General features: G+C 33.8%; 17 protein-coding genes and 1 other annotated feature. Of the genes, 13 read left to right on the top strand and 4 right to left on the bottom strand.

Going from position 1 to position 12,105, the window contains the following annotated elements:
• The first annotated feature begins 64 nt into the window (after window positions 1–64).
• Window positions 65–205, top strand: a complete 141-nt coding sequence (locus tag CD31_RS23625) for a hypothetical protein (protein ID WP_016994530.1) — start codon at window positions 65–67, stop codon at window positions 203–205.
• A gap of 129 nt (window positions 206–334) precedes the next feature.
• Here the strand turns inward: CD31_RS23625 and CD31_RS21035 are convergent, their stop codons facing one another.
• Both CD31_RS21035 and CD31_RS21030 read right to left on the bottom strand, forming a co-directional pair.
• Window positions 335–745 (bottom strand): DUF3888 domain-containing protein, encoded by a 411-nt coding sequence (locus CD31_RS21035; RefSeq protein WP_036080873.1) that lies wholly within the window; start codon window positions 743–745, stop codon window positions 335–337.
• Window positions 746–1,103: 358 nt separating this feature from the next.
• On the bottom strand, window positions 1,104–1,742 hold the full coding sequence (locus CD31_RS21030) for a hypothetical protein (protein ID WP_036080870.1): 639 nt from the start codon (window positions 1,740–1,742) through the stop codon (window positions 1,104–1,106).
• Between the two features lie 133 nt (window positions 1,743–1,875).
• Between CD31_RS21030 and CD31_RS21025 the strand changes: the two genes are divergently transcribed.
• Window positions 1,876–2,757, top strand: coding sequence for a gluzincin family metallopeptidase (locus CD31_RS21025; protein ID WP_036080867.1), 882 nt, complete (start codon window positions 1,876–1,878; stop codon window positions 2,755–2,757).
• Here the strand turns inward: CD31_RS21025 and CD31_RS23620 are convergent.
• Both CD31_RS23620 and CD31_RS23125 read right to left on the bottom strand, forming a co-directional pair.
• Window positions 2,747–2,923: a hypothetical protein gene (locus CD31_RS23620; protein WP_167334373.1), complete on the bottom strand. Its 177-nt coding sequence runs from the start codon at window positions 2,921–2,923 to the stop codon at window positions 2,747–2,749. The two genes, CD31_RS21025 and CD31_RS23620, sit on opposite strands and share 11 nt — an antisense overlap.
• Window positions 2,924–3,082: 159 nt before the next feature.
• A complete protein-coding gene (locus CD31_RS23125) occupies window positions 3,083–3,205 on the bottom strand; it encodes a YjcZ family sporulation protein (RefSeq protein WP_081977540.1) in 123 nt (40 codons plus the stop codon).
• Window positions 3,206–3,411: 206 nt separating this feature from the next.
• Between CD31_RS23125 and CD31_RS21020 the strand changes: the two genes are divergently transcribed.
• From CD31_RS21020 to CD31_RS20970, 11 genes are all read left to right on the top strand, one after another.
• Complete coding sequence (locus tag CD31_RS21020; protein WP_036080863.1) at window positions 3,412–3,747, top strand: hypothetical protein; 336 nt, start codon at window positions 3,412–3,414, stop codon at window positions 3,745–3,747.
• 16 nt (window positions 3,748–3,763) lie between these two features.
• On the top strand, window positions 3,764–4,186 hold the full coding sequence (locus CD31_RS21015; RefSeq protein ID WP_036080860.1) for a hypothetical protein: 423 nt from the start codon (window positions 3,764–3,766) through the stop codon (window positions 4,184–4,186).
• Between the two features lie 293 nt (window positions 4,187–4,479).
• On the top strand, window positions 4,480–5,280 hold the full coding sequence (locus tag CD31_RS21010; protein WP_244904995.1) for an alpha/beta hydrolase: 801 nt from the start codon (window positions 4,480–4,482) through the stop codon (window positions 5,278–5,280).
• Window positions 5,281–5,472: 192 nt separating this feature from the next.
• Complete coding sequence (locus tag CD31_RS21005) at window positions 5,473–5,736, top strand: hypothetical protein (protein WP_052125418.1); 264 nt, start codon at window positions 5,473–5,475, stop codon at window positions 5,734–5,736.
• A 159-nt stretch (window positions 5,737–5,895) separates the two neighbouring features.
• A complete protein-coding gene (locus CD31_RS21000; protein WP_036080857.1) occupies window positions 5,896–6,126 on the top strand; it encodes a hypothetical protein in 231 nt (76 codons plus the stop codon).
• Between the two features lie 363 nt (window positions 6,127–6,489).
• Window positions 6,490–6,984, top strand: coding sequence for an RNA polymerase sigma factor (locus CD31_RS20995; RefSeq protein ID WP_036080854.1), 495 nt, complete (start codon window positions 6,490–6,492; stop codon window positions 6,982–6,984).
• Window positions 6,971–7,630 carry a zf-HC2 domain-containing protein gene (locus tag CD31_RS20990; protein WP_036080851.1) on the top strand — a complete coding sequence of 220 codons (660 nt, stop codon included), beginning with the start codon at window positions 6,971–6,973 and terminating at the stop codon, window positions 7,628–7,630. Before CD31_RS20995 ends, CD31_RS20990 begins: the two co-directional genes overlap by 14 nt.
• 210 nt (window positions 7,631–7,840) lie before the next feature.
• On the top strand, window positions 7,841–8,383 hold the full coding sequence (locus CD31_RS20985) for a hypothetical protein (protein WP_140423000.1): 543 nt from the start codon (window positions 7,841–7,843) through the stop codon (window positions 8,381–8,383).
• A gap of 351 nt (window positions 8,384–8,734) precedes the next feature.
• Entirely contained in the window at window positions 8,735–9,607 is an 873-nt protein-coding gene (locus tag CD31_RS20980) for a hypothetical protein (protein WP_036080848.1), read from the top strand.
• Window positions 9,608–10,036: 429 nt separating this feature from the next.
• Complete coding sequence (locus tag CD31_RS20975; protein ID WP_036080845.1) at window positions 10,037–10,942, top strand: NAD(P)/FAD-dependent oxidoreductase; 906 nt, start codon at window positions 10,037–10,039, stop codon at window positions 10,940–10,942.
• 248 nt (window positions 10,943–11,190) lie between these two features.
• Complete coding sequence (locus tag CD31_RS20970) at window positions 11,191–11,688, top strand: P-loop nucleotide/nucleoside kinase family protein (RefSeq protein ID WP_036080842.1); 498 nt, start codon at window positions 11,191–11,193, stop codon at window positions 11,686–11,688.
• Between the two features lie 158 nt (window positions 11,689–11,846).
• Window positions 11,847–12,098: a binding site (T-box leader), on the top strand.
• Window positions 12,099–12,105: the final 7 nt, after the last annotated feature.

Raw genomic sequence — 12,105 nt, 5'->3', positions numbered from 1 at the left:
TCATACTTTTGAAACGTATATAGTATAAAGTGAAATTACATAAATAAGCAGCGGGGGAATTAAAATGGATTTACTAATTGGAATAGCGATTGTACTAATTGTGTTTTTCTCTTCAAACATAATAGAGAGAAAGTTAAAATCGATTGAAAGGCAAAACAATCGCATAATAGAAATACTAGAAGAAATAAGAGATAAAAATAAATAGATAGTCCACGAACAGCGAAGTTTAGTATAACGATCAATACCCCATCAAAGTAAATCTAGCTTTGACGGGGTATTTTTATGATTAAATCTACTACAGATGACAAAAATTATTCAATAAAGGGACAGCATATTATTCAGGCGGATATTTATACGTTTTGAGGTGCGTGTGATGAATCAATTTAACCTCAGGTCCGACAGAAATTTCATAGGTCATTCGATCCTTTCCAATAGGAATCCACTGTCCACCATCCGTAGGTTCAATTTCAAATGTAATTTGCATTTTAAAGCCTCGGAAATGATTTCTTTTTGTTTCAATCACTTCAATTTTCCAAGGCGTAACATGTGGGGAAACATCCTTTATAATCTTTGAATAATAATTGGTCAACTCTTCTTCAATATAAGGAGTAAGCAATAGCATGAGCATATCCTGTAATCTCAGCTCGTTAGAATCCTCTGTTGGTTCGGCTGTTGAAGCGGATATTGTTTGAAATACAGGAACTAGTACAAGGGAAAATATAAAAACGAGTAACATCTTTTTCATTTTCTTCCAAACACCTCTTTGTGATCTTTCCTAATGCATTGTATTGTTACCTTTATGGAATGAAGTATGTATGATTGACGATTGGCAAAAAATAAGCTTAATTTTTCTTGTATGTAAAGTCGGTTGACCAACATAGCTATTGGATAAAAAATTTAAAATAACTTCTAACATAAATCTATGTCCCATCATAATAAAATTTGATCGTAATGGAGGGCGATAAAAATATAGAAGGGCACCGATGGAAGTGCCCCTTAGTAACAAATCGGGAGGTGCCTTGTTAAACGAATTCGCTTAACATTACTATTTATATGATAAGATTACTTGGTTTTATAGACCATCATCTTGAATATGCTAAAATTTATACTTCGTAACGAAGAATGGCTGTTATCCAATCTTTTACTAATAGTTCCCATTGTAGTGGTGAGCTATCTAAGGGAAGTGAAAGACTTTGCAGCTCTTTGGGAAGCAAGTGTATTTTATGGCGTATCATTTCATTGTCAGGTGATTCTGTATCGATAAATAAAAGATAGCGTCCGATTAAATCTTTCTTATACATAGATGGATAATCGAGGGCTTTTAATACACGTGTAGAAAATTCCACACCATTTAGGTTTACTTCAAAATGTCCCCGCACATTAAATTCACAGCGAATATGTGTCCCAGGTAATCGATGTAGCGCTTCGATAAAAGCAGCTAATGTGTTTGCACTGATGAAATAGGTTTCAAAATAGTATTGATTCTCTGTATGAAGCGTTGAATTAGCATCATATGTATCATATCTTATTTCTAATGTTTCTTCTGCTTCGTCCGATTTTTTCCTAGTGAGGTAGTGCCGAGCAATTTTTTTAATGGTGTGATGATCTAAGTCACACCCATAGCTCAGAATAGTTACTTGTCTACGCTGTGCTTTGGCGAATAACCGCATTTCTAAATTTGCATCATTATTTAAATCCCAGCCATAGCGTGGGTTGTAATGAATACATGTACTTTTGTTCATTGCGACCTCCTTTTTTCCTAGTCTAATAACATTATAAATAATTTTGTCTAATTTTCCTTATTTTTCTTTTAAAAATGAAACTTTTGGATTTTAAGTTTCGTATAAACTGGAAAATACTTTTTAGGAGGTAATTATGGCTAAATGGAGAGGCACAATCCTTCTATGTACATTACTGTTAACAGCCTGTACAGCAGAAACCGCTCAACCTAAAGAACAAATACAGGAAGAGAAAAACGATGAAAATATTGTGGTAACAAAGGATGGCAAAGTAACCTTTGAGATTAAGAATGAGATTGGTGTTCCACAAGAAAAAGTAGAGGCTATAAAGGATGAAATTGTGACAGCATACGACCACATAAAGGATTCTATACATACTTCCTACACGCCATCCGAGCACATAAATATATGGTTTAAGGAAGACGGTCTATCCTGGGGGTTTGCATCGAAAATCGAACTAGTTGGCGTTCAAGATGATACCTATCCACTTGTCCATGAAATGACCCATTCTTTACTTGGCTATGGCAACAATTTTGGATCAGACCATGGCTATTTTACGCAAGAGGGTTTTGCGAGTTATATGGAGGGTCAATATGGAAAAAATAAATTATACTTTGAAAAATACATGAAGCATTATTTGGATTCAGATAAGATAATTCCCATTAGTAAGTTAATTGATCCAAATCAAGATGATGTCTATTTTCGCCCAGCACTTTCAAGTGAAGAAGAGAATCAAGTCCTGATGGAGATGAGCTACACGCATGCGGCTTCATTTGTTACATACCTAATTAATACCTATGGACTCGAAAAGTTTGAACAGATCTACAACGAGAAAGAACTAGCAAAAAAATTAGAGGAAGTATACGGAAAGAGTAGTAGTGAGTTAGAAAAGGAATGGTTAGCATTTATTCAAAAGCAACAAGGACTTACTTATGAGGAGAAATTTAAATCGGGAAATTTTTATGATATGAATACGATTCTTCTACAAATAGATCCAAAATATTTTGCTAAGGAATAATATTTCTCTTCGGATGAAACTGTCTATGTAATAATTGCACGCCCAGTAAAAGGCAAAGACCACCAATGATTCTTAAAAATATATTTTTGAAAAATACTGTATCGTCAACCGTAATGACAATCAACATAGGACCAACCATAATCAATGCGATGCCAAGCAATGCCATGTAGAAATCACCTCAATTTCCCATGTCAGATTTGATTATCGCACGATTGTCTGAAAAGGAAAAGGGTCACTAGGCTGGTAAAAGCGACCCTTATAAAATAGCTAGAATGACCTTACATGGCTTTAACAGTCTGTAAAAGGTTAGGTGCTATTGGGATGATTAGTACATGAAAGAAGCGCCAACAATAATTAAAAGAATGAATAGAACAACGATTAATACGAATGTTGAACCGTAATAGCCGCCACCGCCAGAGTTGCCGCCATAATAGCAGCTGTTGTTCATGTTACCTACGTTTCCACTGTATCCCACTGAAAATCCCTCCTTTCTACAACCTATAATATGTCTGCTTGCAGAAAGGAGAAATGGTATTTACCCTATGGTTCTAAAAAATGCTGAAAACATTCTTGTATTTTATTTTTAGGGAGAAGGTTTTTTGAGATTGGTATTTTATTTTTACAAAGAAAGTGAGAAAAGAAAGCGGGGGTTACATGCTAAGGGAAGAGCTAAAGCAAAAAATCATCAGTGAATCGACTGAATGTATTGCTTATTTAACAGAATTAGTGAATTCAAATCGAATTTATGATGGGGAAGTATTGGCAATCATTATAGATGTTATAAAAAATGGACCTGATCAATTAACAAACTCGCAGTGGAATGTCTTGTTAGATAAGGGGTTACTACCTGATTTTTATGTAGAATGTGATCGCTGTGAAGATACCATTCCCTGGTCAGAAATGTACCGTGCGATTTTCATAGCGAGAGATCATTATTGTCCCTTTTGTAGATATATAGAAAATAAAGAGAATACAAGATTATTAGACTAGGATGGTAGAGGCAATAATGAAATGGTTCATGATAATTGCCGAATGGCTATTCTTTTTATATGTGTTTATTTGTCTATTGAGCTTTAACATAATTCACCTTGGGAACCTTCTCTATGTGGATATGCCGCACGAAGAACCGATGATTGTGACAACACCCTTTGTTCAGACCTCACTGTTCATTATAGGAATAGGTGTTGTTTGTTTCTACTATATGAAGTATTTAAGGGGGAGTAATGCTTATAAAAGGTCAAAGGCAGTGATCTGGGGAAGTCTATTTGCCTGCCATGCATTGGCAAGCGGTTTTTATTTGTTCATGCGATTTGGGCTTATATGGAATCAGTATGAAGCAAAGGTGCTTTTATTGTCGACTTTGATTAGTCTCGTTTTAACCATTCAGGCAGTTATGAAATATTACGTGTGTAAAATGACCGACACTTGATTGTGTATAAAATGCAGGAACGATTGATGGTAGTGAAATATTCAAAGTATATGTGTGAATTCATCTGTTAAATTTTAAAAAAAGGAGTGAGCAAATTTGCTATAAAATGAAGAATAGAGGTGAGAAATATGAAAAGAGGATTTAAACGCATTATGGTAATTATATTTACAATTATCTTTTCATTATTTGTGTTGATTCTTACTTTGAGCTTTATTAATCATAAAATACAATTATCAAAAGAAGAGGTATGATTTGTTCCAACTGGGCAACTTGTAGAAGTAAATGGTCATCAAATGCACGTTTATACAGAAGGAAAAGGAGAAGATACCCTTGTTTTTATGTCTGGCGGCGGTACGAGCTCACCTGCATTAGATTTTAAATCACTTTATACTTTGTTAAGCGATAAATATAAAATTGTTGTTGTTGAAAAGGCAGGTTATGGATTTAGCGAAGTCACTGATATTGACCGAGATATTGATACAATTCTAGCTGAAACAAAAGAGGCACTTTTTAAATCAGAAATTGAAGGTCCATATATTTTATTCCCTCATTCGATGTCTGGCATTGAGGCCTTGAGATGGGCGAAAGACTACCCTGATGAAATAAAAGCTATTATTGGATTAGATATGGCTGTTCCTGCTGTATATGAAGAATTAGCTATCAATATGTTCCTCGTTCGATTAGGTGCTTTTACTGCTAAGACTGGTTTGATCAGATGGATTCCAAATCTATCGGAAAGTGACGCAATAAAGTATGGGAATTTAACAGATGAAGAGAAAGAGTTGTATAAAGTAATTTTTTATCGAAGAACATTGACTAAAGATATGGTTAATGAAATAGATCATATAAAAGCAAATGCGCAAAAAGTCAAACAAGCAGGAATCCCGAACATTCCTATACTTTTGTTTTCATCGAATGGTGAGGGGACGGGTTTTGACAATCAAAAGTGGAATGGAATGCAAAATGACTTTATTACTAGGAGTGATAAAGGTAAATTGATAGAGTTAGATTCATCTCACTATGTTCATAGTATTGACTATGAGCGAATAGCCGAGGAATCAGAGGCGTTTATAGAAAGTTTACATCGTTACTAGCAATTATGTAAGGGGTAACTAGTAGTGTGTTGCAAATGCAGCTCTTTTTTTCTTTATTAAACTAACGGTGTAGTTCAGTACTATAATATATGAGGTGGCCACATGCTGAAAAAAATAATATTTGGGCAAAAAACAGAAACGAACTGGTGAAGTAAATATTTTTGAAGACTTTAAAGAAGTTAATCAAAAAAAGTGGAAAAAGCGATTGATATAGTGAAAAATGCTAAAAAAGTAGAAATGGCACGCTATGCTGACTACCAATTTCAATTTCCATTTAAGAACAGTAGCGAAAACAAAATAGCCTCTTATACGCTTTGGGTTAGCCAAAATGGTGAAAATTTAGAAATTGTTACGGATAGCGATAAATATGTGAAATTAACAAAGCAAGATTCAGAATATCTCAATGAAATTTTAACAGGAGAAAAATTAATAAAGTCATCCCCTGTCTTGAGTTGAAGAGCTTTGTTTGACTTGTGTTCAACAAACGGGCCAGATTATGGAATAACACCCTACTTTGAAAGGCTAGTTTTTTTATATTATTGCATGAAGCAATCTGAAATCAATGGAAAACTCAATCGTATATTAAATATTAATTTTTCTGGGGAGATGTTAAAAATGTTAGAAACAATTTTAATAATTTTTTTAACTATTCCATTATATGCGGTATTAATATGGAGTTATTTCTACCCACAAGAGAGCTTATTATGGGGAAAACGGTGGATGTACAAAGAAGAACCTGACATATCGGATGATGCAATCCGTTATATAAAAGTTGCATCATTAATCAGTGTAATAGGATTGACGTTAGTATTCATTATTGTGATACTAACACAATTTATAAGATAATTCTTCAATCCATTTCTTGTTCAAAGAAATTAGGTATAAAGATAAAATGCATACGGGGGATTTTCTAGTAATCCAGAATCTGGCGCTTTTCTGAAATAAGGAAGGCGTCTTTCTTCATAAAAGGCCCATTTAATAGAGGAAGAATATTAAAAGAAATTAACTAATTCTTATAATGATATTGTGCTTAAATGATAGAAGAAGTTAAAGAAGGATGAGGTATATTCTTTTGAATATGCCAATTGTTATTTTTGTGAAAATCACAATATTGCCCCTGAATCATTTATAGATTGGTAATCGAAAATAATATATTTTTGTAACGTAATTAAATTCTAAGAGTTATATAAGTGAAAGGGGTGAAAATAGGTGGACTTTGAGGAAATCTATCACAAATACTTTAAAGAAGTTTATTTATTTATCCTATCATTAAGTCACGATGAGCGCATCGCCGAGGAAATAACACAAGAAGCATTTTTTAAGGCATTAAAAGCAATTGAAAAATTTGACGGATCTAAGGATATTCGAGCATGGCTTTTTACAATTGCGAAAAATACATATTTCTCACACTACAAAAGAAAGAAACGACAAGTAGACTCAGGTGCAATAGAAGAATCAAGTATGGAAGTGCAAATTGTAAAGCATTTGATGAATGAAGAAGATGCCTTCATGGTTCATCAGTTTCTTCACTCGATGAATGAGCCATATAAGGAGGTCTTTTCATTACGTACTTTTGGAGAATTACCTTTTGAAAAGATAGGTCGTCTTTTTGGAAAAAGTGCAGGGTGGGCAAGGGTTACCTTTTACAGAGCGAGAAAACAAATTATCGAGTATATGGAGGCGATGAATTATGAAAGAGATTAAATGCACAATTATTCAAGATGTTTTACCTCTGTATGTTGATGAGGTAGTTAGTCCAGATACAAAAGAAATGGTAGACGAACATTTACTGCATTGTGAAAAATGTCAAAAAGAATATGACGCCATGAAACAAGAACTTTATATCCCGGCAGAAAATAAGGCTTTTCAATTTAAAGAGATCAGTAAAAAATGGCGTAAGAAAAAAGTGATCATTTCCATTACTTCCGTTTTCATAACGGCACTCATTTTATTAGGGACCTATTTGTCTGTTTTCTATTTTGAAACGGTTATTCCTTATTCGGAAGATTTGATCAAAATCGAAAGTCAAAATGATCATCAGTTGGTTTCCCGATATTATGGCAAAAGCCGTGCAGGTGTTCATGGAACGTTTCCTATGGGACTTGAAATTGATGGAGAGAAAAAGATTGTGAGTTTTATTTATTATACAAAAACAATGGCTGATTCGCCTTCGAGAAACCTGATTGGTGATGAAAAGAGGCTTGGACAAGAAGATACCTTCGTCCTACCTGAAAGTGGAAATAACGATGCAGTATATTATGTGGAATTTGATTCAGAAGAGATGATTCCTGGAGGAAAGGATTCTTGGGATTCAGTTTTAGAACGTGCTGTATTAATTTGGGAGAAATAATCTGATTGAAATCATATTTAGTTATTCCATTATTGGGCGCGATTCTCTAATAAGAATCAGCGCTCGTTTTCATTAAAGGGCCATATTATTGAATAACATTCTTTAACGAAAGGTTCCAAACGAAGCTTTGGGAACTTAAAACCGATAAAAACCAATAAAATCCATTTGTGGTATTATTAAAGTAACTTTTTTTGATATGGGGTGGAAATGTTGAAAAGGTATTTTTACATAAGCATTTTATTAGGTTCATTGGCTTTATCAGGTTGTATTAATGATGAAGCTGATAACACAGAAGCTACAGCAGAATCGTTGGCTACTGAACGTTCCAAAACAATTCACAAAGATGATCATACTAAAAAAACAGAAGAAGTAAAAGAAGTTGTAAAAAAGGAACCTTTTATCTTAGATGTCACGGATATAGAGAAAGTAGCACCAATAAGAAGTTTTTATCCTATTGCGATTGATGCAGAGATAACCTCTCCTATAGGTGAAATTAAATCTTCTTTTACTCATTCTGGTGATAGTCCATTTAAAATAACCTTATTAAATATTGGTACTAAAAGTTTTTTATACAAAATCCAAAATCTTGATAAAGAAACAAAAATAGTAAATGGTATTTTAAAAAGTAATGAATGTTATGAGAAGATATTTGACGGCTTCCCTGAAGGCACTTATGTCATATCTTCTGTAATAGAAGAAGAAGGGTTTGCTACGGATATAAAACTAAAGGTAAAGGTAGAGATGCTTCGTTAACTAATTTGGTTTTTAAGGTGAAAACTCAAAACCTTGTTCAACTAACTGTAGCATTAGTGAAACAAGGTTTTTTTAAAGCATAAACAAACCTAATAACGTTCCCAAATGAAAGTTAGAGAAGACATAAAAACCCCAAAAATGTTGTTTTCACAGTATTTTTTAGGTTCTCCTTTGAATTTAGTTAGAAAACTATCTTTTCTGTAATAGGGAAAGCGTCTTTATTCATGGAATGGGCCAGATTATGGAGTGACTTATTAATTGTTTCGTTAAGATTGTGAAGCCAACATGGCAGTTTAGTTGAATAAAAATTGTTAAAAATATTATTAAAATTCAAGAAATGGAGTTTGGAAAATGAAGCGTATTAAAAGATTGATTCAAGTCATCTTAGCAAGTACATCAATCCTAATTCTTAGTGGATGTTTCTCTAAAGAGGATCTGAATCAACCAATACAAGAATATTTAGAAACAAACTATGGAATACAAGGTGAGTTTTCTGTTATTCAGACAAGTAATAATTGGTTTGAAGGGATTGACCATCAAACTTATATAGAAATGAAAAAGCCATATCGTGCTTATCCGTTCCTAATGATTGATAGAGATACTTTGGAAATTTTAAAAGAGGAAAGTGGCGATATCTATCTCGAACAATTCAAGGGTGCATATATTGAACAACACCAAGAAGTAGTTCAAGTAATGAAACAGATCATTAAAAAATATGGGCTAGTGAAATATCCTGATAAAGTTGTCCTAGAAGGGCATAAGCCTATTCGTATATTTCCTTACGATAACATGGAGTTAAATATAAATAATTCTCAAGAGCTACTAGATGATTTTAAAAAGACTCAAAAGATTGATACTACTGGGCTTTTACCTACATTAATACCAAGTGACCCCCGACGTGAAAATTATAATAGCAGGTATGTAGGTGTGGTGAATTTTCTATTTGAATATGACATGAATAAAAATAAACTTCCTATTCCAAAGGCCAAAGATCTAATTGAGGACTTTCAAAAAAGTGGGGTATTAACAAAAGGGATATACAACATAGATATGTTAGTAGATGATTCAAATCCAGATCATTTTGTGGGATGGGAATATAATAATGTAGCTTTGTTTGAAGTCGATGAAAATGGTAAATATACCATAATTGCTACTCCTAAATATGATGATTTAGATAGAACTTACTACTATGGTGATTACGCAGCTGCAAAAAATATAAAATAGAATTTTAGGTTGAAGTACTTAATTGGAATGGATTAAAAATACACATGGTGCTACCCCTCTTAGTAATAAATTTCCTCATATTTACTTATATCGAGAAAAGCTTGAGACAGGAAAGGCGCATAATAGTGAATTAACACAAAGTCCAATCATATATTTAATTATATGGATTAAATAATTATTTCCCAAATTTAAGAATCTTCTTCCACTAATGATAAGTTAGTTAAAGAAGACATGTGCTTATTATCTTCCACAATCGTGCGCATTTCTTTAAAAAGAAATGCGTTTTTTTTATTTAAGGACATTAATGGAATAAACAAAAACTCTGCGTCATGAGTGTGTAAAGAATGGAAATTCATGATGTAGGAAATAATGTAGTTCTCTAATGCAAATTACAATTCAAAAGAAAACCAAATCAATACGGAGGTAAAAATGACTGTTCTTGATTGTATCATTATAGGCGGAGGTCCTTCAGGGTTAAGTGCTGGCTTAACTTTAGGAAGAGCTAGGAGAAATATTGCATTAATGGATGATGGGACAAATAGGAATAGAGTGACACAGGCGTCACATGGATTTATTACGCGTGATGGGATAGAACCACAAGCGTTTAAAGAAATAGCGTTAAAAGAGTTGGGGAATTACCCGTCCGTCTCCTATCTTAATGCGACAGTTACTGAAATTATAAAGGGTATAGGTAATGAGCGATTTACTGTCAAAACATCTACTGGTCAGGAATTTGTTTCAGAAAAAATCATACTCGCCACTGGTGTTCAAGAAATATTTACTATACCAAGTATAAGAAAGTTTTATGGGAAAAGTCTATTTAGTTGTCCTTATTGTGATGGCTGGGAGCAAAAGGATAAGCCATTAGTGGTTATGGCAGAAAAAGAAGAGCATGTACTGCATTTGACCAAATTAATTTATAATTGGTCGCAGGATTTGGTTGTCTTAACGAATGGAGCTCCCTTATCTAACGAAGGTAAAATGGAGTTGCAAAAACACAATATCAGAATAATATTAGAAAAGATAAAAGACCTCATAGGTAATGATGGGTACTTACAAAAAATAGAGTTTGAATCAGGAGCAACCATTTTAAGGTCGGGTGGATTTGTTGCCCCATCTTATTATCGTCCCAATCAGTTTGCTGAGAAGCTTGGCTGTGCTATTGATGAAGATGGAAAAGTGATAACAGATGGTGTTGGTAGAACAACTCAAAAAAATGTCTATATTGCAGGAGAAACCGAAAGATCCAAACCATCCTCTTTAATGATTTCAGCGGCTAAAGGTAATAAAGCTGCTGTTTCAGTAAATACTGATTTAACGATGGAACGCTTTTGATGACGCCATAACACTTGGAATAGAATCTTAGCTAAAACACATCAGCTAATGTGTTCTCACATCTACTGCAAACATTGTGTTAGTGTTACTATAAGAAATGACGAAGAACGGATTTTGATTGTAGAATCCGTTTTTTCTTGTTATAAAGGCACAGCTTTCCTAGCAACCAAATACGAATAACCTGATTGTATAGTATAGTTTTACAAGGTGGGGTAACAACCAATAAAAAAGCTCGGAGGATTAAAAATATGAAGCAAGTGGGGACGCTCTACTTTTTCTGTGGAAAAATGGGAGCAGGCAAATCAACAAAATCAAAACAAATGGCGAAAGAAAAAAATGCGGTACTTTTATCTGAGGATGAATGGCTCGCCTCTCTTTATCCCAATCAGATCACATCATTTGAGGACTATCTAAAATTTTCAGCACAGCTCAAGCCGATGGTGAAAAAGCATGTCCAAAACATATTGAGTGTTGGTACGAATGTAGTAATGGATTTTCCAGGTAACACTCAAAAACAGCGAAAGTGGTTTTTAGATTTAACGTCAGAGGTCAATGCAAACCATCAACTAATTTTCCTTAATTTAAGTAACCAGCAATGCTTACGTCAAATTGCGCAAAGGCGTAACGAACAACCCGAAAGAGCAGCTTTTGACACGGAAGCGACGTTTATTCAAGTCACTAAATTTTTTGAAGCACCAGAAGCTTCCGAGGGTTTAAATATATGTGAGTTAAGTGGAAAAGAATAACACAGATTTATAGTTCTTAAAGTAACAGGGATTTTACTTGAGGAACAGGGAGCTGTTTAGAAATAATTTATGCGGTTTATGAAGAATTTTTTAAAACTATATTGACAAACTATTTTTTTTCTGTAAAATGAAAAACAATTCAAAAATATTTGTATAGAACAAAGGCTATGAAAAGAAGTAGTATCAATTATTTTTACGAACAGAAAGTTACCGGTCGATGAGAGGTGCATGTAAAACAATTGAGAATTCATCTTGGAGCTGTGTACCGAAAGGATTATTCCAAGTAGGCTACGCCGGTAAGCACCCGTAATCATGTGCGAGAGTATCGTCAAATGACCGTACTTCTTAAGGTAAGTAATGTGAATTGCTTATAAATTAAAGGTGGTAACACGAGTTGAATCGTCCTTTTGGTTAATC

The sequence above is a fragment of the Lysinibacillus boronitolerans JCM 21713 = 10a = NBRC 103108 genome, from assembly GCF_000772935.1.
Classification (GTDB): domain Bacteria; phylum Bacillota; class Bacilli; order Bacillales_A; family Planococcaceae; genus Lysinibacillus; species Lysinibacillus boronitolerans.
This window is presented reverse-complemented; position numbering and strand designations above follow the sequence as displayed.

Excerpts from the sequence above, each read along its gene's own strand:
- CD31_RS23625 (WP_016994530.1), top strand. The coding sequence starts at position 65 with ATGGATTTACTAATTGGAATAGCGATTGTACTAATTGTGTTTTTCTCT.
- CD31_RS21035 (WP_036080873.1), bottom strand. The coding sequence starts at position 745 with ATGAAAAAGATGTTACTCGTTTTTATATTTTCCCTTGTACTAGTTCCT.
- CD31_RS21030 (WP_036080870.1), bottom strand. The coding sequence starts at position 1,742 with ATGAACAAAAGTACATGTATTCATTACAACCCACGCTATGGCTGGGAT.
- CD31_RS21025 (WP_036080867.1), top strand. The coding sequence starts at position 1,876 with ATGGCTAAATGGAGAGGCACAATCCTTCTATGTACATTACTGTTAACA.
- CD31_RS23620 (WP_167334373.1), bottom strand. The coding sequence starts at position 2,923 with ATGGCATTGCTTGGCATCGCATTGATTATGGTTGGTCCTATGTTGATT.
- CD31_RS23125 (WP_081977540.1), bottom strand. The coding sequence starts at position 3,205 with ATGAACAACAGCTGCTATTATGGCGGCAACTCTGGCGGTGGCGGCTAT.
- CD31_RS21020 (WP_036080863.1), top strand. The coding sequence starts at position 3,412 with ATGCTAAGGGAAGAGCTAAAGCAAAAAATCATCAGTGAATCGACTGAA.
- CD31_RS21015 (WP_036080860.1), top strand. The coding sequence starts at position 3,764 with ATGAAATGGTTCATGATAATTGCCGAATGGCTATTCTTTTTATATGTG.
- CD31_RS21010 (WP_244904995.1), top strand. The coding sequence starts at position 4,480 with ATGCACGTTTATACAGAAGGAAAAGGAGAAGATACCCTTGTTTTTATG.
- CD31_RS21000 (WP_036080857.1), top strand. The coding sequence starts at position 5,896 with ATGTTAGAAACAATTTTAATAATTTTTTTAACTATTCCATTATATGCG.
- CD31_RS20990 (WP_036080851.1), top strand. The coding sequence starts at position 6,971 with ATGAAAGAGATTAAATGCACAATTATTCAAGATGTTTTACCTCTGTAT.
- CD31_RS20980 (WP_036080848.1), top strand. The coding sequence starts at position 8,735 with ATGAAGCGTATTAAAAGATTGATTCAAGTCATCTTAGCAAGTACATCA.
- CD31_RS20975 (WP_036080845.1), top strand. The coding sequence starts at position 10,037 with ATGACTGTTCTTGATTGTATCATTATAGGCGGAGGTCCTTCAGGGTTA.
- CD31_RS20970 (WP_036080842.1), top strand. The coding sequence starts at position 11,191 with ATGAAGCAAGTGGGGACGCTCTACTTTTTCTGTGGAAAAATGGGAGCA.